Origin of the sequence: Pseudomonas sp. NFACC45 (assembly GCF_900113505.1) — a bacterium.
Taxonomy (GTDB): Bacteria; Pseudomonadota; Gammaproteobacteria; order Pseudomonadales; family Pseudomonadaceae; genus Aquipseudomonas; species Aquipseudomonas tehranensis.
Map to the genome: position 1 here is coordinate 295501 of NZ_FOPO01000010.1, position 21692 is coordinate 317192.

The following is a 21692-nucleotide window of genomic DNA, read 5'->3' on the forward strand; positions in this document are numbered from 1 at the left end:
TAGTTCTTACAGGTGACGCCCTGCCATTTAGATTGTTCAATCAGTGTCTGGAAGGGCGCTACTGTGCGCGCTATCAAGAGGACGTTGGAAATGAACATCAAAAGATTGTTCTGCCTCGTAGTCTCGCTTTTTGCATTCAATCTGCAGCTGGCTACTGCCGACATGACGACAGCCCCTGCCGCAGACACGACACCGTCGGGTTCCACGGCAGAGGTCCAGAATAACATTACGCTTCCCATTGTTATCGGAGAGGGCGGTGCACCAGCAACGATCGCGCCAAAAGAAAGCTTTATAAGTAAGCACTTTCCCCAAAACACAATAGTGGTCGAGATTCCGGAAAACAGCCGCATCAAATATATAAGGATCAATGGGCAGGGCAATGAATGCAATTACCCCGTTTGCGTGATGGTTCATTGACCCAGGAAAGTGACAGGTGTCTACGCGAGGCGGCGCGGTCCTGAATCACGGCTGCGGTGTACTGGAGCGGCTTACTCGCGAAGGCCTGTTCAAGCACCGGAAGTCTTCGACTCTGCCAGGGCCTTCAAGGCTGCTTTGCGCTCATCGGTCGGCAGCTTGCCGAGCTTTTCCACCGCCGCATAAAACGCCACCCAATCCCCATTCACCTGCTGGAACAACGCCGCAAACGCCGGCACCCACTGGCTATACAGCCCGAACGGCAACAGTCGTGCATTGTTCAGCGGCGCGTAGATCCACGCGTCGTAGCGTTTGTCGCCTGCCCACTGGGTGTCGCGTAGTCGCTGATAATCAGCGCGCAATTGCTCGAACTCCTGGGCCTTGCGCTGGCGCATCTGTTCGGCCGAAAAGGGTTGGGTGTAGAGCTGTTCCAGCCGCTGACGCGTGTCCAGGATCAACTGGATGAATTGCTCGCGCTGGCGCATCCGTTTGCCGGTATCCGGCGCCAGCCCGCGGCTGGCGCGCCATTGGCGGGTGCCTTCCTGTTCAACAAAGGTGGCAAAGGACTCGTTGAATTCCGTGTCGTCCTTTACGTAGAAGCGCTGGTGCGCCAGTTCATGAAAGATCAGCGTCGCCAGACGTTCGTCGCCCCAATGCATCATCGAACTCAGGATCGGGTCGTTGAACCAGCCCAGTGTCGAATAGGCCTCTACGCCGCCAATCGCCACGTCCATACCCTTCAAGCGCTGTAGCGCGGCTTCGCCACGGGCAGCGCCCTGGGTGTAGTAGCCGCGATACGCCACGCAACCGGCAATCGGGAAGCAGTGGTTTTGCGGTGCCAGGGAAAACTCCGGCGTGGCGAAGACATTCCAGACCACGAACGACCGGCCAATGTCCGCGTACAGGCGATAGCTGTTGTTATCTGGCAGGTGCAAGTGGGAGCTGGCGAACGTTCGTGCTTGCCGTGCCTGGGCCAGATGCGCCCGCAGTTGCGGATCGCGCGCCGGGTCGGCAATGACCTGGTCGATAGGCTCGCGAGCCTGCAATAGCCGCAGCTGTCCGCCGACGAGCTGGCTGTAGTAACCGACGTTTGCACAACCGTTGAGCAACAAAAGCAGGAGGCTTGGAAACAAAATCCGGAAAACACGGTCGAGTAACCGATGGCTTGGATGCGGCCTGATCAATTGGTATCACCTTGGGAAAGTCTGCCCACAAGACTATCTCGCCTGCCTGGAGCTTCGCTATGCGCGTGTTGATGCTGACGAGTGGCTTGTTGCTGCTGACCGGTTGCGCCGGTTTGCCTGATCCCGATCCGTCGCAGGCATGGATCGACCTGGGAAGCCATCAGGACACGGCGCTGCAAGCGCTGGAAGTTGATGACAAGACCTCCGTCGACCGACGCTATTTCGAAGTGCAGCCCGGCAGCCATGAGTTGACGGTGCGTTATCAATTTGCCGTCGAGCCCGGCAACATCGGCCCGAATGCCGAGCCACTGTGGCGCGATTGCCGGTTGAATGTGAAGTTCAAGGATTTCAACGCAGGCCAGCGTTACCAGTTGCAGGCTGGCAACATCGGTTTCCGGCCATGGGCCAAGCTCTACGACCAGCAGCGAAAAGTCGTGGGCCAAGGCACGCCAGCAGGCTGTCAGCAAAGCTGATCGGCGCTATGCTCATTATCTGACTTCAGGAAATCATCATGCGCCTACCTATGCTGCTATTGGCCTTTGTCTCCATGAGCGGATGTGCAACCAGCCCACCGCCCAAGGTTGATCCGAACATGGCCTGGATCGACTTCGCCACGCCCATGCCGGGCGGCAAGATGCTGATGGCGGAAAGCCTGGATGGCCAACGACTGCAGGACGGACGTTTCTTCCAGGTTTCTCCGGGCAGCCATGAACTGAAAGTGCGTTTCGACTTCGAGGTGCCTGGCGGTGGTGGGCTGTCTATGCAGGCCGAGCCGCAGGAGCGGCTGTGCTACATGCTCGTGCGTTACGACCATTTCGAGGCGGGCCAGCGTTACCGCCTGGAAGCTCGCAATCTGGCGTTTACTCCCAGCGCCCGACTCTATAACGCCAAGCGCGAAATCGTGGCCGAAGAACGGCAGGTCAATTGCGTTCCGTAGGACTGCTTAGCTGTCGTTCTTCTGGTAGATGATCTTTTTGGTGCCGTTTTCGCAACTGCCCACGACCATATTTTCATCATGCACTTCGTCATTGGTCACGATTTCCAAGGTGTAGGAAGGCACGTTGTTCGCCTGGATCTTCGCTTCGATTTCCGCTTTCAGTTCTTCACAGGATTTGGGGGCCGCGAGGGCCGACGTGGCCAATGCGCAACTGATGACCGCCAGGGCGAATCGTTTCATGCTCGAATTCCTCATGACAGCGCGCACTGCCTGTGCGCTGAAACTGCAGATGTGCATTCGACCACAATTGCTGCAGGGTAAACAGATCACAGCCTTCAGCCGCAGTTGAAGGCTGTGATGGGTATCGCATCAGCTCACCAGCGTGGCGTCCAGGGTAATCTTGGCGTTCAGCACTTTGGAAACCGGGCAACCTTCCTTGGCCTTGTTGCTCAGCTCTTCGAATTGCTCCTGGCTGGCGCCAGGGATCTTCGCTTTAAGCGTCAGCTTCACTGCCGTAATCGCAAAACCGCCCTCGACCTGGTCCAGGGTCACATCGGCGTTGGTATCGATACTGTCAGCCTTGAGCCCCGCATCGCCAAGGATCATCGAAAACGCCATGGAGAAGCAGCCCGCATGGGCCGCGCCGATCAATTCTTCCGGGTTGGTGCCTTTGCCGCCTTCAAAACGTGCCTTGAAACCATAGGGGGCTTCGCGCAGCACGCCGGTTTCCGTGGAGATCGAGCCGATGCCGGTTTTCAGGTCACCTTCCCAATGAGCCGATGCTTTCTTGATGATAGCCATGTCTGCCTCCTCAATATCCGGCGCGAGGGTTCGCGCCTGGGTGTTTTTCGTTGTCAGGGTTGTGAGGATAGACCGTCCGATAAAGTTCATCCTGTCGATTAGCCGACCGATTTAGTAGGAAATTTCGTGGTAGCTATTGAAACTCGGGTATATGCCCACATTGCATGGAACACACCTATAGAAACGGCAGGCTTTTGCCCGTAGGAAAAGCCTCTCATGCCGTTGGAGATGCCGGCCCATGAAACAGCTGTCCGAAGTGAAGTTCTCAACCCTCGACCTCGTGCCTGTGCGCGCTGATGGCAACGCTGCCCAGTCTTTGCGCAACTCGCTGAACCTGGCGCAACACGTGGAACAATACGGCTACACCCGCTTCTGGGTAGCCGAGCACCACAACATGGATGGCATCGCCAGCTCCGCGACCGCGGTACTGCTGGGCTATCTGGCGGGGGGCACTTCGACCATTCGGGTCGGCTCCGGCGGGGTGATGCTGCCCAACCATGCGCCGTTGATCATCGCCGAACAGTTCGGCACCTTGGAAAGTCTTTACCCCGGTCGAATCGATCTAGGCCTCGGGCGCGCACCCGGTTCCGATCAGATGACCGCCCGGGCGCTGCGTCGTGAACGTTCCGGCAGTGCGGACGATTTCCCTGAAGACGTGGCCGAACTGATGCGCTACCTCGGTCCACGTACCCCGGATCAACGCATCATCGCCATGCCCGGCACTGGGACCAATGTGCCGGTCTGGCTGCTGGGCTCGAGCCTGTTCAGTGCGCAACTGGCCGGCGAGCGCGGTTTGCCCTACGCCTTCGCTTCCCATTTCGCACCGCGCTACATGCACGAGGCAATCCGTATTTATCGCAATCACTTCAAGCCGTCGGCGGTACTCGACAAGCCTTACGTGATGCTCGGCGTGCCCTTGGTAGCAGCCGACACGGATGAGCAGGCCGATTACCTGGCGACCTCGGTGTATCAGCGAATCCTGGCGCTGATGCGTGGCCAGAGCCTGGTCCAGCGTCCGCCGGTGGAAACCATGAACGGTCTCTGGTTGCCCCATGAGAAAGAGGCGGTCGGCGATTTCCTGGGCTTGGCCATGGTCGGCGGTCCGCAGAAAATCAGGGCCAAGCTTGAAGTGCTGATCGAGCAAACCCAGGCCGATGAGCTGATCTTCACCAGCGACCTGTATGAGCATGCTGATCGCCTGCACTCGTATGAGTTGCTGGCGCAGGTCATGAAAGGCTGATCATGCGCATAAAAAAGCCGACGCATGCGTCGGCTTTGACGTTCCTGAAGTATCAGCCCTTCTTGTAGACGATTTCCTTCGTGCCACCTTCGCAGGAGCCGACAACGTCTGCGTCAGTAGCCGTACCTTTGTCGACAATTTCCAGCGTGTAACCCGATGCGCCGTTGGCATCGATTTTCGCTGCGATCTCGCTTTTCAGCTCCTCGCATGGCTTGCCGTCGGCAAACGCAGTACCCGCAAGGCTCAGCAAACCCAGGGCCAACATCAAATTTTTCATCGCTCGCACTCCTTGGTCGGATCAATAGGGCAGGGATCGAACAGACATGACGCGCTTGCCAGATAGCGCATCGCCATTCCCTATGGCACTCCGCCAGCGTGCAAGTTCACAGCCCCTCAGCTATTGGCAATGCGGAAGCCGACTTTAATGGTCACCTGAAAGTGCGCGGCCCGGCCATTTTCGATGTGTCCACGGGTTTCCGTGACTTCGAACCACTCCAAGTGCTTGAGGCTTTTGCTGGCTTCGGCCAGAGCATTGTTGATGGCGTCTTCGATGCTGGTAGGGGAGGAGCCGACCAGCTCGACCTTTTTATACGTGTGATGATCACTCATGACGTTCTCCTTGGTTGTCTTTAACAGCCTAGCAGCGAATTTTCGCCTTACGTGTGTCGCCTTTTACCGGGTGAAAGTTCAGATTTACTGCACTTTCAGAAACGGCTGGAGTCCCAATTCACACACGCCACTCAACCACTGCAGGAGAGAGCCACCATGGCCAGCAATTCGTTACGTAAAGCCTCGTTGCAAAGCATGGAAGCGGAGATCGAGAGTCTGCTCAAGTCGTTGGAAAGCCTGAAGGACGACGCTTCGGACGAGTCGCGTAAGACCCTCAAGTCGCTGAAGGCAAACGCCGAAAACGCGCTGAAGCATTCCCGGCATCTGCTGAGCGATGCGTATGAAGAGGTCAAGGTGAAAACCCGTGAAACCGGAATCGCCACCCGTGATTACGCTCAGGAGCATCCCTGGACCACCGCTGGCGTTGCGGTCGGGGCGCTGGGTTTGTTGGCGGCTTATTTGCTGTGCAAGCGCGGCGACTGAGTCGCCGGGTTCAGCTCATGCCTGAGCCATTGCGCCAATTGCCGAGCGCGCCCGTCCGCGGCCCGCTTGGGTAGCCACAACGCCAGTCGCGCCGGGGTTTCGTCGAAGCCCCACGGCGCGACCAGGCGACCGGCGCGCACATCCTCGGCGACCAGCGGTTGGGGGGCGATGGCCACGCCTAGCCCCGCAACAGCGGCCTCCAGCAAGTAATACAAATGCTCGAAACCCTGCCCGAATTTCAGCTTATTGGGTTCAAGGGCGTTTTGCCGTGCCCAAGTGGGCCACGCCTGGGGACGAGAGGTGGTATGCAGCAGCGCCTCGTCGAGAATTGCGCTCGGCGGGGCGTTTTGCAGGCGGGCGAAACCGGCGTAATGAGGGCTCATGACCGGGCCGATCCGCTCGCTGGCCAGTTCATAGACCTGCATGTCTACCGGCCACGGCGGTTCTGCGAACACCAGCAACGCGTCAAGCCCCGGTCGCCTGGGGTCCAGGTCGCCTTCACCGGCGGACAGGTGCAGGCGTAGATCCGGCAGGTCGGCATTGAGCCGCCCCAAGCGGGGAATAAACCACCGCGCCAGCAGACTTCCCGAGCAGCCCAAGACGAACGGAGCATCCGCCGTGCTTTGGGTCAGCTCTGCGCAAACGCTGCGGAGCCGTTCGAAAGCATCCGCACTGACATCGCGCAGGCGCATGCCCGCATCTGTGAGTTTCAGGCCGCGGCCGTCCTTGCTGAACAGGCTGACGCCCAGGTGTTCCTCCAGCACCTTCAACTGTCGGCTAACGGCACCATGGGTGACGTGTAGCTGTTCGGCCGCCTGGCTGACGCTATTCAGGCGGGCAGTGGCTTCGAAGGCGCGCAAGGCGTTCAGTGGAGGAAGATCATGGCTCATTTTATCTGTGAGTTTTCCTGACAGGTTGTGGCGATCTTATCGGTTTTCAGCGCGGGATGTCAGGGGTAGAGTGGACCTCATTGTCTTTCTACGCATTCGCCTGGAGCGCCCGATGACCCAGCCTACAACCCCTTTCAACCTGCGCAGTGGCCCGGACGCCAACGGCCTGTTCGGTGCATTCGGCGGTCGTTATGTGGCCGAAACCCTCATGCCGCTGATCCTTGATCTGGCCCGCGAATACGAAGCGGCGAAGGAAGATCCTTCGTTCATTGAGGAACTGGCCTACTTCCAGCGTGACTACGTCGGACGTCCAAGTCCGCTGTATTTCGCTGAGCGCCTGACCGAATACTGCGGCGGCGCCAAGATCTACCTCAAGCGCGAAGAGCTGAACCACACTGGCGCGCACAAGATCAACAATTGCATCGGCCAGATCCTGCTGGCACGGCGCATGGGCAAAAAACGCATCATTGCCGAGACCGGCGCCGGCATGCACGGCGTAGCCACGGCCACCGTGGCCGCACGTTTCGGTCTGGATTGCGTGATCTACATGGGTACCACCGACATCGAGCGCCAGCAGGCCAACGTGTTCCGCATGAAGCTGCTCGGTGCCCAAGTCATCCCGGTGGTCGCCGGCACCGGTACCCTCAAGGATGCGATGAACGAGGCGCTGCGCGACTGGGTGACCAACGTTGACAGCACCTTCTACCTGATCGGCACCGTGGCCGGCCCGCACCCGTACCCGGCCATGGTCCGCGACTTCCAGGCAGTGATTGGCAAGGAAACCCGCGATCAGTTGCAAGCCCAGGAAGGTCGTTTGCCCGACAGCCTGGTCGCTTGTATCGGCGGGGGTTCCAATGCCATGGGGCTGTTCCACCCATTCCTGGACGACAAGAGCGTGGACATCATCGGCGTCGAAGCCGCCGGTTACGGTATCGAGACCGGCAAGCATGCTGCCAGCCTGAACGGCGGCGTCCCGGGTGTACTGCACGGCAACCGCACTTTCCTGTTGCAGGACGACGACGGCCAGATCATCGATGCCCATTCGATTTCCGCCGGCCTCGACTACCCGGGGATTGGCCCGGAACACGCCTGGTTGCATGACATTGGCCGTGTCCAGTACACCTCGGTCACTGACGCCGAAGCCCTGGAAGCCTTTCACAAGTGCTGTCGCCTGGAGGGAATCATTCCTGCCCTGGAAAGCGCCCACGCCCTGGCTGAAGTGTTCAAGCGTGCCCCGAACCTGCCCAAGGATCACCTGATGGTGGTCAACCTGTCCGGCCGTGGCGACAAAGACATGCAAACCGTCATGCACCACATGGAACAGTCCCAGCAGGAGAAACACTGATGAGCCGCCTGCAAACCCGTTTTGCCGAACTCAAGGAACAGAACCGCGCCGCCCTGGTGACTTTCGTGACCGCTGGCGACCCGGACTACGACACTTCGCTGGCGATCCTCAAGGGCCTGCCGGCGGCTGGTGCTGACGTGATTGAGCTGGGCATGCCGTTCACCGACCCGATGGCCGACGGCCCGGCGATCCAGTTGGCGAACATCCGCGCCTTGGGCGCACAGCAGAATCTGGCGAAAACCCTGCAGATGGTTCGCGAGTTTCGTGAAGCCAATAGCGATACGCCGCTGGTGCTGATGGGCTACTTCAATCCGATCCATCGCTACGGCGTGCAGCGTTTCATTGGCGAAGCGCTGGACTCTGGCGTGGATGGCCTGATTGTGGTGGACATGCCGCCCGAGCACAACAGTGAGCTGTGCGAGCCGGCCCAGGCCGCCGGTCTGGACTTTATTCGCCTGACCACGCCGACCACCGATGACGTGCGTTTGCCGACCGTGCTCAACGGCAGTTCTGGCTTTGTGTATTACGTCTCGGTGGCCGGCGTGACCGGTGCCGGCGCCGCGACGCTGGAACATGTGGAAGAAGCTGTGACGCGCCTGCGTCGTCACACCGATTTGCCGATCAGCATTGGCTTTGGCATTCGCACGCCGGAGCAAGCCGCGGCCATCGCACGGTTAGCCGACGGGGTGGTGGTCGGCTCGGCCCTCATCGACCATATCGCCAGCGCGCAGACGCCGGAGCAGGCGATCGATGGGGTGTTGAGCCTTTGTGCTGCATTGGCTGATGGGGTGCGTAAGGCGCGGATTAGCTGATTGCCTGATTGAGCCTATCAGTAATAAAAAGGGGTTCAGAACTCGGTTCTGAACCCCTTTTTGGTTCACGGCAACTCCAACCCGCCACCCGCCTTGTGCAGCTTACGCAAATGCTCGCCTATCTCTTTGACGTTAGCCTCATTGGCACTGATTTCTGCCGCGCGGCTTGGCTCAAGCAAGGCCCTGACTTCCTTATCCAAATCCCCTGTCAGTGTTTGAAGCTGTTTCTGACGCAAGCTGCTTTCGGATTCCAGTCGCTGCCATTCGCTGGGCTGTGGCAACCCGTAACCGCTGCTGCCCAGCAACTCGGCGGGGCGGCTCAGGAAACCGCTGTTGGCGAGGATCTGCTGCAGTGTCGCGTTGGCCCTTTCCATGCCGCCGTTCTGCAACTCCCGGGCACCGAGGTAACGCTGTTTGACCTCATCCTGGGCCAGAAGCAACTGCCGGCGATAACTGGCCTGTTCCAACAGTAGCAACGCCGCGCTGGTGCGCAGGTCAGCCTGTTCAAACCATGGCCGGCGTTCTGCGGCGCTCAGGGCCAGCCAGTCTTCCACTTTTTGTTGCTTGATCGGCAAGTGTTTCTTCAGCACCTCAAACATGGCCTGATACCGCTCCCTGAATGAGTCGAAGCGGTAACCCAGGCGCAAGGCCTCCTTGGGATCGTTGAGCACGCTGGTATCCGCCAGGCCGCGTCCCTTGAGCACTTCCAGCAAGCCATTGGGCATGATGCTGTCCAGCCCCTTGAGCTGCGCATTGTTGCTGCCGCTGCGCAGCAATTTCAGGCTTTCCACCGCGCAGTTGTTGGACAGGAAGTAATAGTTGCCGTCATAGCTCCAGTGCATTTCGGCGGCGTGTTCGACCGTTTCCTCGATCTCGGACCGTGTCAGGGTCAGCGGCACCGAGGCCAGGCTGCGCAGTTCGGTCTTGGTGTATTCATCGATGACCTGGGCCAGCGGCAGTACGAACAGGCGAGACGGGTATTTGCCCACCAGGCCGTCCCAGCTCGACAACTGCACATCCCCAACGAAGGCGCGGTATGACAGCACCAGGTGTTGATCCAGATCCAGCCGGCAATCCGGCCCACGGGGGCGGTCCGGCGCGCAGATCACCAGTCGCAGCATGCTGTGGCCCCAGCGGCTGACCCAGTTCTGGTTGGCTTCGGCCAAGAGATAATCGATGGCGTAGACCCGCTCTGGATCAACCTTGCCCAGTGGCGTCTTGGCAAAGTCGTTGCCTGCGTTGAGGAAAGCGAATGACGGGGCGCAGGTATTCTTGGCGGGGGGGGCCCAGCCAAAGTGTTCCTGATAATAACGATACAGTGCTGGCCGTCGGCAGGCGTAGCTTGGGTCCAGGAGAAAGTACTCCATGTTGACCGCGACGAACTCCTTGGGGCTGCTCGTTTCGTAGATGTCCGGGCTGCGGGCGACCTGGCGATTATGCTGTTCCCGTTCGCCACGACGACCGACGTATTGCGGCCAGCCGGCGAGGTCCAGCAAGCGGGGATCATCGCTGAGGGTGAAGCGGCGGTCGTTCTGGCCCCGGCATTCATCGGGAAGGCCGATCAGCCCGGCGCTGTTGGTGCGTCGGGTGCAACGTTGGATCAGCGCGCGTTCGGCGTTCGGCCATAAACGCGAGCGATCATAAATGTGGGTCAGTTCATGCAGGACCGTGGCGAGCATTTCCCGCCGCACGGTGCCGTGGGGGCGATGGGTCTTTTGCGTGGCGGCACTGCCGTCGGTGAGGCTGTCGAGCAGGTTGCGATTGAGGTCCAACTGCGACACCAGCGAGGCCTGGCCATAGGCGTTGGCGGGCATCCGGTCGGTCCAGCCCACATTAATGCGTCGGTCCAGCTGTTCGATGAATCGCGGCGGCAGAGCCTGCATCGCTTCATCGAGCAGCGCCTGGCTGGCCTGCTGTTGCGCCGGGGTCAGTCCTTCGTCGTTAAGGTGCAGTTGCAGGCCGGCCTGGGCGGTGCTGCTCAAGAGCAGCACGACCCCGGCCGTCAGCCAGACGGCGAACGGCCTCACAATGCGAGGATGGCTTCGGCGAGAACCTGGTCACTGGCGTCGCGGGCTTCCGGTACGCGGGTGCGCAAGGTGTCGAAGGCGGCCTCGAGGTGAGCGCCACGAATTTCCCCGTTACTGGCGACGAAACTGGCCGCATCGTCATGGGCTTCACGAACGATTTTCGAGTCACGGATGGATGTGGTGGTGTCGGAGGTGAAATCGATCGTGCGCTGGGAGGCGCGAACGACGATGTTACTGGTGGCTACCAGGGTTTGTGCCTGGGCCACATCGGCCAACACCAGCAGGCCTAGGGTGGCAGCAATCAGCGGGCTACGCATGGAACGACTCCGAAGAATAAAGATAACTATTGGACGAGAATTGCCTGTGCCAGTTCAAGGTCGCTGACGTGAAGTTTTGGTTGGGTCCGGTGCAGATAATCCAGGGCCGACTCCAGTTGTGCACCTCTCAACTGACCATCGCTGGCAACGAATGCCGCAGCGTCATCGTGGGCGGCGGCGATCAGTTTATGGTCGAAGGGCGCGGAGGTCACCATGCTCGTGGCATAGCCGCTGATCACGACTTGCTGGGTGGAGACATCGAAAGCATGGGCCGGAACGGACCAGCATAAAGCGCTGAAGAAAAAAGCGAGGGACAGATCTGAGTAGAAACGCATGGGACTCGACTGTTGATGGTGAGTCCGAAGGCTAGCGCAAACCACTGCGCCAGAGCCAGCGCTGAAACATCGGAACACCATTGGCGTCCCGATGTTTCATGTCTGGAATCAGATCACCAGGATGGCTTGGGCCAGCTGCGTGTCGGAGGCGTTCAACTGCGGCGCCTGCTGACGGATGTAATCCAGAGCGCTTTCCAGCTTCACACCGCGGATGGCGCCGTTACTGGCGACGAAACTGGCAGCATCGTCACGAGCGGCCAGGACAATTTTGTCGTCGCGAAACGACGAAGTGATGTCGGATGTTGCGTCGGATGTGGCCTTGAGCGCACCCACGAGGGAGTCGGTGGTGACGATAAAACTACTGGCATTGGAGTGGGCGGCTACGGCCAGCAGGGCGGCGGCGCTGAGCAGACGAAGACGGATCATGATGAAACTCCTTGAATAATGAAGTGGTGCCGGTGCGTGTAGCTGGAAGAGAAGACGCATGCTCGACCCGCTTCGCCACGTTCGTTTCGATATTAGGTCAGAACGAGGTGGATGACAGCTTGGCCATTGGCTATTTCCACGCTTCTACAACAGCTCGATAAAACTGTACTGGTAGCTATCGAATTTCTTGTTAACTGTGCAGGTTCATCATTTTTGTCAAAACCAGGCCTCTGAAACGACAAGACCCGTCGCGGTTTCCCGCGACAGGTCTTGTTTGTTCAATTCGGTGCTGGCGGTGGACCCGGTGGGTCAGGGCCAGCGACGCTGAGTTAGCGCCAGAACGGCTTGCTCAGCTCTTCGTAGCGTTGTGCTTCGCTGATACCGGCGTCAGCCAGCAGGCGTGCATCCAGACGGGCCAGTTGGTGGCGGCTGGCGATGCGGCGCTGCCACAACATCAGGTTAGCGATAACGCGAAGAGGCAGGGAAGCCTGGTTTTTTTCAGCTTTGTCTTCGAAAAACAGCTCGGAACTGAGTGTACGTTCCATGGTTGACATCCTTCCGCTTATGGCGGGATTAGGTAGTGGTTTAACTGGTACCCATGATCCTCTTGTTTGGCCAGTCTCTCTAGATACAGTTCACCTGTAATGTGAGAGACCAGTTAACTGTTAAACGGTGGTGTACTGGTCAATATCGAGGCAACTGTACCTGTGCGCACTATTATTGTGCATTTTTGCCATGAAAGCAGAGTTGCGTGGGAGTTTGCTGTAGGAAATCACAGGTACAGTAGTACAGTTTTTGTGGTTTGTGGGTTGAGAGCGATGGCCAATGAAAACTGTATTGGCTACCAAAGTGATCCAGCTGTATTAAACCGCCAGCATCTGCCCGGTCTCTTCCAGATTCAGGTGCCAACTCAGTGCATCGCGCAGGATGTGTGGTGTATGTCCGCCCAAGGCGCACGCCGCTTCAAAATACTCGTTCAATGCCTGGCGATAGGACGGATGCACGCAGTTGTCGATGACCACACGCGCCCGCTCCCTTGGCGCCAGGCCACGCAGGTCGGCCAGGCCGATCTCGGTCACCAGGATGTCAACATCGTGCTCGGTATGGTCCACATGGCTGACCATCGGCACGACACTGGAAATTGCGCCGCCCTTGGCGATCGACTTGGTGACGAAAATCGCCAGATGCGCATTCCGGGCAAAGTCCCCCGAGCCACCAATCCCATTCATCATCCGCGTGCCGCAGACATGGGTGGAATTGACATTGCCGTAGAGGTCGAACTCCAGCGCCGTATTGATGGCGATGATGCCCAGGCGGCGTACAACTTCGGGGTGGTTGGAGATCTCCTGGGGACGCAGGACCAGCTTGTCCTTGTACTTCTCCAGATTGCCGAATACGTCGGCATTGCGCCGGCCCGACAGCGTAATGGAGCTGCCAGAGGCGAAGCTCAGTTTGCCGGCGTCGATCAGGTCGAATGTGGAGTCCTGCAGGACTTCGGAATACATGGTCAAGTCTTCGAACGGTGAGTCGATCAGGCCGCACATCACGGCATTGGCAATGTTGCCGATACCGGCCTGCAACGGACCGAGTTTGTTGGTCATGCGCCCGGCGGCGACTTCCTGTTTGAAGAAGCCGATCAAATGATCGGCAATGGCCTGGGTATCACTGTCCGGCGGCATGACAGTCGAAGGCGAATCCGGCTGGTTGGTGATGACAATGGCAGCGATTTTTTCCGGCGGTATGGGGATGGCGGTGCTGCCGATACGGTCGTCGACCTTCACCAAGGGAATCGGTGTGCGCGTCGGGCGATAGGTCGGGATATAGATGTCATGCAACCCTTCCAGATCAGGGTTGTGGGCCATGTTGATTTCAACAATGACCTGCCTGGCAAAAATAGCGAAGCTGGCCGAGTTGCCCACCGAAGTGGTTGGCACGATATGGCCTTGCTCGGTAATGGCCACGGCTTCGATCACGGCAATATCCGGCAACTTGAGCTGGGCGTTACGCAGTTGTTCGACGGTTTCCGACAGGTGCTGGTCGATGAACATCACCTCGCCAGCGTTGATGGCCTTGCGCAACGTGCTGTCGACCTGGAATGGCATGCGCCGGGCCAGTACGCCGGCTTCGGTGAGTTCCTTGTCGAGGTCGTTACCCAAGCTCGCCCCCGTCATCAGGCTGATTTTCAACGGCGTGACCTTGGCGCGCTCAGCCAGGGCGTGGGGCACTGCTTTCGCTTCTCCGGCGCGGGTAAAGCCGCTCATGCCGACGGTCATGCCGTCCTGAATCAACAGGGCTGCTTCGGCAGCGCTCACAACTTTGTTCAACAACGAAGGCAGGCGGATGCGGTCACGGTACATGGGTGGTTATCTCGGGCTGGAAGCAAGGTGCGCAGTCTATTGAATTCGCGCCGTGTCCGTCCCGCTACAAAAGTCGCATTTAAGGCGTCTATTACGGGCGTTTCAGGCAAAACATTATTACTGGATCGGTAACGTTGGGCCTTGATACAAATCAAAACGCCCCGACAAGTCGGGGCGTTAGTGGCGAAGCAGTGAGCGTTATTCCACCGCTTTGACCATGTCTTCGATGACCTTCTTGGCGTCACCGAACACCATCATGGTCTTGTCGAGGTAGAACAGCTCGTTGTCCAGGCCGGCATAGCCGCTGGCCATCGAGCGCTTGTTGACGATGATGGTCTTGGCTTTGAACGCTTCGAGAATCGGCATGCCGGCAATCGGCGACTTCGGATCGTTCTTCGCTGCCGGGTTGACCACGTCGTTGGCACCGAGCACCAGCACCACGTCGGCCTGGCCGAATTCGGAGTTGATGTCCTCCATTTCGAACACCTGGTCGTAAGGCACTTCAGCCTCGGCCAGCAGCACGTTCATGTGTCCGGGCATGCGACCGGCCACTGGGTGGATCGCGTATTTCACGGTCACGCCATGGTGGGTCAGCTTCTCGGTCAGTTCTTTCAATGCGTGCTGCGCCCGTGCCACCGCCAGGCCATAACCCGGGACGATGATCACGGTATCGGCGTTGGTCAGCAGGAAGGTGGCGTCGTCCGCCGAACCGGATTTCACCGGCCGGGCTTCTTTGGAGCCTGCCGGGCCTGCGGCGTCTGCTGTGTTGCCGAAACCGCCGAGCAATACGTTGAAGAATGAACGGTTCATCGCCTTGCACATGATGTACGACAGGATCGCACCGCTCGAACCCACCAGCGAGCCGGCAATGATCAGCATCGAGTTGTTCAGCGAGAAGCCGATACCCGCTGCGGCCCAACCGGAATAACTGTTGAGCATCGAGACCACCACCGGCATGTCCGCGCCGCCGATCGGGATGATGATCAGCACGCCCAGGACAAAGGCCAGGGCCAGCATCAAGGCGAACGCGCCGAGGTTGCCGGTGAACATGAAGGTCAGGCCCAGGCCCAGCGTTGCCAGACCCAGAATCAGGTTGAGCTTGTGTTGACCGCCAAACTGTACCGGTGCGCCCTGGAACAGGCGGAACTTGTACTTGCCTGAGAGCTTGCCGAAGGCGATCACCGAACCGGAGAAGGTGATTGCACCAATGGCGGCGCCAAGGAACAGCTCCAGACGGTTACCGGCCGGAATTGAATCCCCCAGTTGCTTGACGATGCCCAGGGACTGCGGCTCGACCACGGCGGCAATAGCGATAAACACCGCAGCCAGGCCGATCATGCTGTGCATGAACGCCACCAGTTCGGGCATCTTGGTCATCTCGACGCGCTTGGCCATGATCGAACCGGCGGTGCCGCCGACCAGCAGGCCAACGATGACGTAGCCGATGCCGGCAGTCGCCAGCTCAGCACCGAGCTTGTAAATGAGGCCCACGGTGGTGAGCACCGCCAGCGCCATGCCGAGCATGCCGAACAGGTTTCCCCGGCGGGACGTGGTGGGGTGCGACAGGCCTTTGAGGGCCTGTATGAAGCAGACAGACGCGATCAGATAGAGCGTCGTTACCAGGTTCATGCTCATTACTTAGGCGCCTCTTCTTTTACGGCTTTCGGGGCTTTTTTCTTGAACATCTCAAGCATGCGGCGCGTCACCAGGAAGCCGCCGAACACGTTCACCGCGGCCAGGGCCACGGCGAGGGTGCCCATGGTCTTGCCCAGCGGGGTCACGGTCAGTGCGGCGGCAAGCATGGCGCCGACGATCACGATCGCCGAAATGGCATTGGTCACCGCCATCAGCGGTGTGTGCAGCGCCGGCGTTACGTTCCAGACCACGTGGTAACCGACATAAATCGCCAGCACAAAGATGATCAGGTTGTAGATACCGGGGGAGATAAGCTCTTCCATTGTCTGAATCCCTGCTTAGGCGTTTTTACGGATGACCTGGCCGTCGCGGCACATCAGGCACGCGGCGACGATGTCGTCTTCCAGGTTCACGTCGAACTGACCTTCCTTGGTGAAGACCAGCTTCAGGAAGTCCAGCAGGTTACGGGCGTACAGCGCCGAAGCGTCGGCCGCGACTTCGCCGGCCAGATTGGTCGGGCCGCAAATGGTCACGCCATTTTCGATCACCACCTGATCGGCCACGGTCAGCGGGCAGTTACCGCCCTGGGCTGCCGCGAGGTCAATGACCACCGAGCCGGGTTTCATCTGTGCGACGGTTTCGGCGCTCAACAGCGTCGGTGCCTTGCGGCCCGGGATCAGTGCCGTGGTGATCACGATGTCAGCCTGTTTGGCGCGTTCGTGCACGGCCTGAGCCTGGCGCTGCATCCAACTGGCAGGCATGGGCCGGGCATAACCCCCGACACCGACGGCGCATTCACGCTCTTCGTCGGTTTCGTAGGGGACGTCGACGAACTTGGCGCCGAGGGACTCAATTTGCTCCTTCACCGCCGGCCGCACATCCGACGCCTCGATCACGGCGCCCAGGCGCTTGGCCGTGGCAATCGCCTGCAATCCGGCCACGCCGGCGCCAAGAATCAGCACCCGCGCCGCTTTCACGGTACCCGCGGCGGTCATCAGCATCGGCATGAAGCGCGGGTAGTAGTGGGCAGCCAGCAGCACGGCCTTGTAGCCGGCAATGTTCGCCTGAGACGACAGCACATCCAGGCTCTGGGCGCGGGAGGTACGTGGCGCAGCCTCAAGGGCGAAAGCGGTAATGCCGCGCTCGGCCAGCTTGGCGATGGTTTCGTTGTTGAACGGATTGAGCATGCCCACCAGAACGGTGCCGCTCTTGATCAGCGTCAGCTCGCTGTCGCTGGGGGCGACCACCTTGAGAATCAGCTCGGCCCCGAAAGCATCACTGGCGCTGCCAATGGTGGCGCCCGCTGCTTCATAGGCACTGTCGATAACGCTGGCCTTGATACCGGCGCCGCTTTGAACAGTGACCTTATGGCCTTGGCCGATCAGCTTCTTGATGGTTTCCGGGGTTGCAGCAACCCGCGTTTCACCCGTCTGGGTTTCGAGAGGAACACCAATGTGCACGTCAAATCTCCTGCGTGATCTTATTGAGTAAACCCAGGCACTTCGGATGGTGCGGCTGGGGCGGCCGATCAGCACGATCCCGCCGAATCAGGCGGGGCGCGGCATTTTGCAGGCGAAAATTCAGCCCTTCAAGGGATTATGACGGGTGACGGAAAATTAACTACAAGTCACCCTGTGACCGAATGTCGCAACTATCGGCATATATCCCCGGTAGGCTGGGCTTTTCAGGGTTTCAGGCCACATTTGACGATTTTTCCATTGGCGACGTGAATGAACCCTAATGAGCTGCGTAACGTGGCTCAAAGCCACGTTTTTGAACGGTTATGAGACTACTGTACTGATTTCGTAACAGATTGACTGTATGCGACATAAATTTATATCTGTAGCGCTTTTGATTAGCTTACTACCGGAGTCGGATATAGGGTTTTTCCATGTTAATCAAGGCTATAGCTGCCCGCCTGCTTGACGAGCCAATCGCGAAAAGCCCTCAGAGAGGCTGATTCCACCTTTCTTTCGGGGATCATCAGGTAGTAGGCCTTGATGCTCGACAAGGCATTTCGATTGGCAATCACCAGTCGTTTCTCGGCCAGCTCGCGCTGGATCAAAAAAGGTGGAATCAAGGCGATTCCCATGTCATGCATGGCCGCTTGGGCAAGCATGGAGAATAGTTCATAACGCGGGCCTGTCAGGTCTCGCGCGATATTGAGGTTTTGGGAGTTGAACCATTGGCGCCACGCATACGGGCGGGTGGTTTGTTGAAGTAAGGGCAGTTCGGCGATGGCTTGCGGTGTCAGGCTGTCCCGGTGATCCAGTAAGGTGGGGCTGCACACGGGCATCGGGTTTTCTCCCATCAGCTTGTGGGATTCGGTGCCGGACCAGTCCGCATCGCCGAAATAGATAGCGGCGTCAAAATCCGTATCCGCAAAGAGAAACGGCCGAGTGCGATTGTTCAGATTGACCGTCACTTCTGGGTGCTGTTGTTGGAAGTCCTTGAGGCGCGGTAGCAGCCATTGAGTACCAAACGTCGGAACCACTGCCAGCTCTATCACGTTGGCGCCGGTATGCCCCATTACTGAAAGAGTATCGCGCTCCACGGCGTCCAGTTGAGTCGCAACTCGGCGGCTGTAGGAAAGTCCGGCCTCTGTCAGTTTGACTCCCCGTCGTGAGCGTCGGAACAGCTCCACACCGAGGAAGTCCTCCAGGCTGGAGATCTGTCGGCAAATGGCACCCTGTGTGAGGGAAAGCTCCTGTGCGGCCTTGGTAAAACTCTCATGGCGTGCGGCGGCCTCGAAACTGACCAAGGCGACGGTGCTGGGGATTTTTCTGCGCATGTACGTCAACCTCACACGTCAGCGTTGAAAACAGGGTTATTTGCACTTACGGAGTGAGAAATTAGCACAAGAGCGTGCGTAATCCTCGTTTGCTCTGATAGGAAAGCGCGCCTAGGATCAATCCACGATTTTTAATCTGATTGGCGAGGACTCTTTCATGGCCGGTAAAGCGAGTTTCAACTGGATTGATCCATTGTTGTTAGACCAGCAACTCACCGAAGAAGAACGCATGATTCGCGACACTGCCGAGCAGTTCGCCCAACAAAAGCTCGCGCCGCGTGTGTTGGAAGCGTTCCGTCATGAAAAAACCGACCCGGCCATTTTCCGTGAGATGGGCGAGGTCGGCTTGTTGGGGGCAACCATTCCTGAACAGTACGGCGGCAGCGGCTTGAACTACGTCAGCTATGGTTTGATCGCTCGTGAAGTGGAGCGCGTTGATTCAGGTTATCGCTCAATGATGAGCGTGCAGTCCTCGCTGGTCATGGTGCCGATCAATGAGTTCGGCACCGAAGCTCAAAAGCAGAAGTACCTGCCGAAGCTGGCCTCCGGCGAGTGGATCGGTTGCTTTGGTCTGACAGAGCCGAACCACGGTTCCGACCCGGGAGCGATGATTACCCGTGCGCGCAAAGTGGAAGGCGGCTACAGCCTGACGGGTAGCAAGATGTGGATCACCAACAGCCCGATTGCCGATGTATTTGTTGTCTGGGGTAAGGATGACGCCGGTGACATCCGCGGCTTTGTTCTGGAGAAAGGCTGGAAGGGCCTGAGTGCGCCGGCGATTCACGGCAAGGTCGGTCTGCGCGCTTCGATCACTGGCGAGATCGTCATGGATAACGTCTTCGTTCCAGAAGAAAACATCTTTCCGGATGTGCGTGGGCTGAAAGGGCCTTTCACCTGTCTGAACTCGGCTCGCTATGGCATCTCCTGGGGAGCCTTGGGTGCCGCCGAATTCTGCTGGCACACCGCACGCCAGTACACCCTGGATCGACAGCAGTTTGGTCGTCCTTTGGCGGCTACTCAGTTGATCCAGAAAAAGCTGGCCGATATGCAGACTGAAATCACCCTGGCCCTGCAAGGATGCCTGCGTCTGGGGCGTATGAAGGATGAGGGTACGGCCGCTGTTGAAATCACCTCCATCATGAAGCGTAACTCCTGTGGCAAATCCCTGGATATTGCTCGCATGGCGCGGGACATGCTGGGCGGCAATGGCATCTCCGATGAGTTCGGCATCGCTCGCCATCTCGTCAACCTGGAAGTGGTGAACACTTACGAAGGTACTCATGACGTTCATGCACTGATCCTGGGGCGTGCGCAAACCGGTATCCAGGCGTTCTATTAATAGGGGGACGGCATGGGCGCGCTTTCGCATCTGCGGGTACTGGATTTATCGAGGGTGCTGGCCGGGCCGTGGGCTGGTCAGATCCTGGCGGACCTGGGGGCTGAGGTCATCAAGGTCGAGCGGCCGGGTGGTGGTGACGATACGCGCGCCTGGGGGCCGCCGTTTCTGAAGGATGCGTCTGGCGAGAACACGACCGAGGCGGCTTATTACTTGTCGGCCAATCGCAACAAGCAATCGGTGACCATCGATTTCACGCACCCCGAGGGGCAAAGGTTGGTGCGGGAGTTGGCGGCAAAGTCCGACATTCTGATTGAGAACTTCAAGGTCGGTGGGCTGGCGGCCTATGGCCTGGACTACGACTCGCTGAAGGCGATCAACCCGCAACTGATCTATTGCTCGATTACTGGGTTTGGTCAAACCGGTCCTTACGCCAAGCGCGCCGGATATGACTTCATGATCCAGGGGTTGGGGGGCTTGATGAGTCTCACCGGCCGGCCTGAAGGTGATGCGGGGGCGGGCCCGGTGAAGGTAGGGGTGGCACTGACGGATATCCTGACCGGTGTCTATTCGACCGTCGCCATCCTGGCTGCGCTGGCTCATCGCGATCATGCCGGCGGCGGGCAGCATATCGACATGGCCTTGCTGGACGTTCAAGTGGCTTGCCTGGCGAACCAGGCGATGAATTACCTGACCACGGGCAACGCGCCGAAGCGGTTGGGCAACGCTCATCCGAACATAGTGCCTTATCAGGATTTTCCTACGGCTGACGGTGACTTCATCCTTACGGTGGGCAATGACAGCCAGTTCCGAAAGTTTGCCGAGGTCGCGGGTCAGTCGCAGTGGGCTGATGACCCTCGCTTTGCGACAAACAAATTGCGGGTGGCGAACCGTACAGTATTGATACCTTTGATTCGCCAGGCGACGGTGTTCAAGACCACTGCCGAATGGGTCGCTCAGTTGGAGCAGGCTGGAGTGCCCTGTGGGCCGATCAACGATGTGGCTCAGGTGTTTGCCGATCCCCAGGTCCGGGCGCGTGGGCTGGCGATGACGTTGCCTCACGCACTGGCGGGTGAAGTGCCGCAGGTTGCCAGTCCGATCCGGCTGTCTGAGACTCCGGTGGAATATCGCAATGCGCCTCCTTTATTGGGAGAGCACACGCGGGATGTTCTGCAGCGAGTGTTGGGGTTGGATGCGGCGATGGTGACGGGCTTGAAAGAGGCTGGGGTGCTCTGATGCTTTCTTCTATATAGAAGAGCCTTTTTGCGGGGTGCGGTGGCTTTTTCGAATGCCGCGCAACTTATTGATGGAAAAACGAAATTAAAGGTTGACGGCAAATTCTGGACGTCTATAATTCGCCCCACTTCCGGCGCAGTCGAAACGTAAAACTCCTTGAGTTTCAATGAGTTAAGTAAGTTTCGAGGGGGCAGGGCTTCAGGTCATCGAAGCTTGGGAAGTAGTTGGTGGGGCGGTTTTCCTGGCTCCATTAGCGATTCGATCTTCTCGATCGAAAGCGGTCAAAAAGAGGTGTTGACAGCAGCGAGTAACGCTGTAGAATTCGCCTCCCGCTAACGAGAGATCGGAAGCGCAAGTGGTTGAAGTTGTTGATGTTTCTTAAGCGAAACTTTGAAAACTTCTTAAAATAACCGCTTGACAGATACACCGGGCGCTGTAGAATGCGCGCCTCGGTTGAGACGAAAGGCTCAACCCACCGCTCTTTAACAACTGAATCAAGCAATTCGTGTGGGTGCTT

25 protein-coding genes are annotated in these 21692 nt (G+C 58.6%); 9 read left to right on the plus strand and 16 right to left on the minus strand.

Annotated features, from left to right (window positions below):
- The first annotated feature begins 90 nt into the window (after nucleotides 1–90).
- A complete protein-coding gene (locus tag BM132_RS19880; RefSeq protein WP_092458099.1) occupies nucleotides 91–417 on the plus strand; it encodes a hypothetical protein in 327 nt (108 codons plus the stop codon).
- Nucleotides 418–506: 89 nt separating this feature from the next.
- Here BM132_RS19880 and BM132_RS19885 read toward each other — a convergent pair whose 3' ends face one another.
- Complete coding sequence (locus tag BM132_RS19885) at nucleotides 507–1598, minus strand: aminopeptidase (protein WP_092458102.1); 1092 nt, start codon at nucleotides 1596–1598, stop codon at nucleotides 507–509.
- Between the two features lie 59 nt (nucleotides 1599–1657).
- Here BM132_RS19885 and BM132_RS19890 point away from each other — a divergent pair, with 59 nt between their 5' ends.
- Together BM132_RS19890 and BM132_RS19895 are read left to right on the plus strand one after the other, a co-directional pair.
- On the plus strand, nucleotides 1658–2071 hold the full coding sequence (locus tag BM132_RS19890; protein ID WP_092399793.1) for a PA0061/PA0062 family lipoprotein: 414 nt from the start codon (nucleotides 1658–1660) through the stop codon (nucleotides 2069–2071).
- 38 nt (nucleotides 2072–2109) lie between these two features.
- A complete protein-coding gene (locus BM132_RS19895) occupies nucleotides 2110–2535 on the plus strand; it encodes a PA0061/PA0062 family lipoprotein (protein ID WP_092399795.1) in 426 nt (141 codons plus the stop codon).
- Between the two features lie 6 nt (nucleotides 2536–2541).
- Here the strand turns inward: BM132_RS19895 and BM132_RS19900 are convergent, their stop codons facing one another.
- Nucleotides 2542–2775, minus strand: a complete 234-nt coding sequence (locus BM132_RS19900) for a DUF1161 domain-containing protein (RefSeq protein WP_092399797.1) — start codon at nucleotides 2773–2775, stop codon at nucleotides 2542–2544.
- 129 nt (nucleotides 2776–2904) lie between these two features.
- The gene (locus tag BM132_RS19905) at nucleotides 2905–3336 is read right to left on the minus strand and encodes an OsmC family protein (protein ID WP_092399799.1); all 432 of its coding nucleotides are present in this window, start codon (nucleotides 3334–3336) and stop codon (nucleotides 2905–2907) included.
- A gap of 238 nt (nucleotides 3337–3574) precedes the next feature.
- Between BM132_RS19905 and BM132_RS19910 the strand changes: the two genes are divergently transcribed.
- Nucleotides 3575–4576, plus strand: a complete 1002-nt coding sequence (locus BM132_RS19910) for an LLM class flavin-dependent oxidoreductase (protein ID WP_092458105.1) — start codon at nucleotides 3575–3577, stop codon at nucleotides 4574–4576.
- A gap of 52 nt (nucleotides 4577–4628) precedes the next feature.
- On the opposite strand, the gene BM132_RS19915 is transcribed toward BM132_RS19910, so the two are convergent.
- Nucleotides 4629–4853, minus strand: coding sequence for a DUF1161 domain-containing protein (locus tag BM132_RS19915; protein ID WP_092458108.1), 225 nt, complete (start codon nucleotides 4851–4853; stop codon nucleotides 4629–4631).
- 116 nt (nucleotides 4854–4969) lie between these two features.
- Complete coding sequence (locus tag BM132_RS19920) at nucleotides 4970–5185, minus strand: dodecin (protein WP_003177209.1); 216 nt, start codon at nucleotides 5183–5185, stop codon at nucleotides 4970–4972.
- A 156-nt stretch (nucleotides 5186–5341) separates the two neighbouring features.
- Between BM132_RS19920 and BM132_RS19925 the strand changes: the two genes are divergently transcribed.
- Nucleotides 5342–5668: an ElaB/YgaM/YqjD family protein gene (locus tag BM132_RS19925; protein ID WP_003196426.1), complete on the plus strand. Its 327-nt coding sequence runs from the start codon at nucleotides 5342–5344 to the stop codon at nucleotides 5666–5668.
- Here the strand turns inward: BM132_RS19925 and BM132_RS19930 are convergent.
- Nucleotides 5641–6558 (minus strand): LysR family transcriptional regulator, encoded by a 918-nt coding sequence (locus tag BM132_RS19930; RefSeq protein ID WP_092458111.1) that lies wholly within the window; start codon nucleotides 6556–6558, stop codon nucleotides 5641–5643. The genes BM132_RS19925 and BM132_RS19930 overlap by 28 nt on opposite strands.
- A 112-nt stretch (nucleotides 6559–6670) precedes the next feature.
- Between BM132_RS19930 and trpB the strand changes: the two genes are divergently transcribed.
- On the plus strand, nucleotides 6671–7903 hold the full coding sequence (gene trpB / locus BM132_RS19935) for a tryptophan synthase subunit beta (RefSeq protein ID WP_092458114.1): 1233 nt from the start codon (nucleotides 6671–6673) through the stop codon (nucleotides 7901–7903).
- On the plus strand, nucleotides 7903–8715 hold the full coding sequence (trpA, locus tag BM132_RS19940; RefSeq protein WP_092458117.1) for a tryptophan synthase subunit alpha: 813 nt from the start codon (nucleotides 7903–7905) through the stop codon (nucleotides 8713–8715). The genes trpB and trpA overlap by 1 nt, the downstream gene beginning before the upstream one ends.
- Nucleotides 8716–8780: 65 nt before the next feature.
- On the opposite strand, the gene BM132_RS19945 is transcribed toward trpA, so the two are convergent.
- The 10 genes from BM132_RS19945 to BM132_RS19990 all read right to left on the minus strand — a co-directional run bounded on the left by BM132_RS19945 (nucleotide 8781) and on the right by BM132_RS19990 (nucleotide 18603).
- Nucleotides 8781–10742 (minus strand): DUF7844 domain-containing protein, encoded by a 1962-nt coding sequence (locus BM132_RS19945; RefSeq protein ID WP_092458121.1) that lies wholly within the window; start codon nucleotides 10740–10742, stop codon nucleotides 8781–8783.
- Nucleotides 10739–11059 (minus strand): DUF2388 domain-containing protein, encoded by a 321-nt coding sequence (locus BM132_RS19950; RefSeq protein ID WP_047230076.1) that lies wholly within the window; start codon nucleotides 11057–11059, stop codon nucleotides 10739–10741. The genes BM132_RS19945 and BM132_RS19950 overlap by 4 nt, the downstream gene beginning before the upstream one ends.
- 26 nt (nucleotides 11060–11085) lie before the next feature.
- Nucleotides 11086–11394, minus strand: a complete 309-nt coding sequence (locus tag BM132_RS19955) for a DUF2388 domain-containing protein (RefSeq protein WP_047230077.1) — start codon at nucleotides 11392–11394, stop codon at nucleotides 11086–11088.
- Nucleotides 11395–11502: 108 nt separating this feature from the next.
- Nucleotides 11503–11820 carry a DUF2388 domain-containing protein gene (locus BM132_RS19960; RefSeq protein WP_092458124.1) on the minus strand — a complete coding sequence of 106 codons (318 nt, stop codon included), beginning with the start codon at nucleotides 11818–11820 and terminating at the stop codon, nucleotides 11503–11505.
- A 329-nt stretch (nucleotides 11821–12149) separates the two neighbouring features.
- The gene (locus BM132_RS19965) at nucleotides 12150–12365 is read right to left on the minus strand and encodes a DUF1127 domain-containing protein (protein WP_047230079.1); all 216 of its coding nucleotides are present in this window, start codon (nucleotides 12363–12365) and stop codon (nucleotides 12150–12152) included.
- Nucleotides 12366–12683: 318 nt separating this feature from the next.
- A complete protein-coding gene (locus BM132_RS19970; RefSeq protein ID WP_092399811.1) occupies nucleotides 12684–14177 on the minus strand; it encodes an acetyl-CoA hydrolase/transferase family protein in 1494 nt (497 codons plus the stop codon).
- Nucleotides 14178–14375: 198 nt separating this feature from the next.
- The gene (locus tag BM132_RS19975; protein WP_092458127.1) at nucleotides 14376–15812 is read right to left on the minus strand and encodes an NAD(P)(+) transhydrogenase (Re/Si-specific) subunit beta; all 1437 of its coding nucleotides are present in this window, start codon (nucleotides 15810–15812) and stop codon (nucleotides 14376–14378) included.
- Complete coding sequence (locus tag BM132_RS19980) at nucleotides 15812–16135, minus strand: NAD(P) transhydrogenase subunit alpha part 2 (RefSeq protein ID WP_003187010.1); 324 nt, start codon at nucleotides 16133–16135, stop codon at nucleotides 15812–15814. Before BM132_RS19980 ends, BM132_RS19975 begins: the two co-directional genes overlap by 1 nt.
- 15 nt (nucleotides 16136–16150) lie before the next feature.
- Nucleotides 16151–17272: a Re/Si-specific NAD(P)(+) transhydrogenase subunit alpha gene (locus tag BM132_RS19985; RefSeq protein WP_072411239.1), complete on the minus strand. Its 1122-nt coding sequence runs from the start codon at nucleotides 17270–17272 to the stop codon at nucleotides 16151–16153.
- A gap of 434 nt (nucleotides 17273–17706) precedes the next feature.
- A complete protein-coding gene (locus BM132_RS19990) occupies nucleotides 17707–18603 on the minus strand; it encodes a LysR family transcriptional regulator (RefSeq protein WP_092458129.1) in 897 nt (298 codons plus the stop codon).
- Between the two features lie 157 nt (nucleotides 18604–18760).
- On the opposite strand from BM132_RS19990, the gene BM132_RS19995 reads away from it, so the two are divergent.
- Together BM132_RS19995 and BM132_RS20000 are read left to right on the plus strand one after the other, a co-directional pair.
- Nucleotides 18761–19942 (plus strand): acyl-CoA dehydrogenase, encoded by a 1182-nt coding sequence (locus BM132_RS19995; RefSeq protein ID WP_025216186.1) that lies wholly within the window; start codon nucleotides 18761–18763, stop codon nucleotides 19940–19942.
- Nucleotides 19943–19954: 12 nt separating this feature from the next.
- On the plus strand, nucleotides 19955–21175 hold the full coding sequence (locus tag BM132_RS20000; RefSeq protein ID WP_092458131.1) for a CaiB/BaiF CoA transferase family protein: 1221 nt from the start codon (nucleotides 19955–19957) through the stop codon (nucleotides 21173–21175).
- Nucleotides 21176–21692: the final 517 nt, after the last annotated feature.

Coding starts and splice junctions, on each gene's coding strand:
- BM132_RS19980 (WP_003187010.1), bottom strand. CDS start 16,135: ATGGAAGAGCTTATCTCCCCCGGTATCTACAACCTGATCATCTTTGTG.
- BM132_RS19880 (WP_092458099.1), top strand. CDS start 91: ATGAACATCAAAAGATTGTTCTGCCTCGTAGTCTCGCTTTTTGCATTC.
- BM132_RS19955 (WP_047230077.1), bottom strand. CDS start 11,394: ATGCGTTTCTACTCAGATCTGTCCCTCGCTTTTTTCTTCAGCGCTTTA.
- BM132_RS19930 (WP_092458111.1), bottom strand. CDS start 6,558: ATGAGCCATGATCTTCCTCCACTGAACGCCTTGCGCGCCTTCGAAGCC.
- BM132_RS19950 (WP_047230076.1), bottom strand. CDS start 11,059: ATGCGTAGCCCGCTGATTGCTGCCACCCTAGGCCTGCTGGTGTTGGCC.
- BM132_RS19915 (WP_092458108.1), bottom strand. CDS start 4,853: ATGAAAAATTTGATGTTGGCCCTGGGTTTGCTGAGCCTTGCGGGTACT.
- BM132_RS19990 (WP_092458129.1), bottom strand. CDS start 18,603: ATGCGCAGAAAAATCCCCAGCACCGTCGCCTTGGTCAGTTTCGAGGCC.
- BM132_RS19900 (WP_092399797.1), bottom strand. CDS start 2,775: ATGAAACGATTCGCCCTGGCGGTCATCAGTTGCGCATTGGCCACGTCG.
- trpB (WP_092458114.1), top strand. CDS start 6,671: ATGACCCAGCCTACAACCCCTTTCAACCTGCGCAGTGGCCCGGACGCC.
- BM132_RS20000 (WP_092458131.1), top strand. CDS start 19,955: ATGGGCGCGCTTTCGCATCTGCGGGTACTGGATTTATCGAGGGTGCTG.
- BM132_RS19960 (WP_092458124.1), bottom strand. CDS start 11,820: ATGATCCGTCTTCGTCTGCTCAGCGCCGCCGCCCTGCTGGCCGTAGCC.
- BM132_RS19910 (WP_092458105.1), top strand. CDS start 3,575: ATGAAACAGCTGTCCGAAGTGAAGTTCTCAACCCTCGACCTCGTGCCT.
- BM132_RS19920 (WP_003177209.1), bottom strand. CDS start 5,185: ATGAGTGATCATCACACGTATAAAAAGGTCGAGCTGGTCGGCTCCTCC.
- BM132_RS19925 (WP_003196426.1), top strand. CDS start 5,342: ATGGCCAGCAATTCGTTACGTAAAGCCTCGTTGCAAAGCATGGAAGCG.
- BM132_RS19965 (WP_047230079.1), bottom strand. CDS start 12,365: ATGGAACGTACACTCAGTTCCGAGCTGTTTTTCGAAGACAAAGCTGAA.
- BM132_RS19970 (WP_092399811.1), bottom strand. CDS start 14,177: ATGTACCGTGACCGCATCCGCCTGCCTTCGTTGTTGAACAAAGTTGTG.
- BM132_RS19890 (WP_092399793.1), top strand. CDS start 1,658: ATGCGCGTGTTGATGCTGACGAGTGGCTTGTTGCTGCTGACCGGTTGC.
- BM132_RS19905 (WP_092399799.1), bottom strand. CDS start 3,336: ATGGCTATCATCAAGAAAGCATCGGCTCATTGGGAAGGTGACCTGAAA.
- BM132_RS19975 (WP_092458127.1), bottom strand. CDS start 15,812: ATGAGCATGAACCTGGTAACGACGCTCTATCTGATCGCGTCTGTCTGC.
- BM132_RS19895 (WP_092399795.1), top strand. CDS start 2,110: ATGCGCCTACCTATGCTGCTATTGGCCTTTGTCTCCATGAGCGGATGT.
- trpA (WP_092458117.1), top strand. CDS start 7,903: ATGAGCCGCCTGCAAACCCGTTTTGCCGAACTCAAGGAACAGAACCGC.
- BM132_RS19995 (WP_025216186.1), top strand. CDS start 18,761: ATGGCCGGTAAAGCGAGTTTCAACTGGATTGATCCATTGTTGTTAGAC.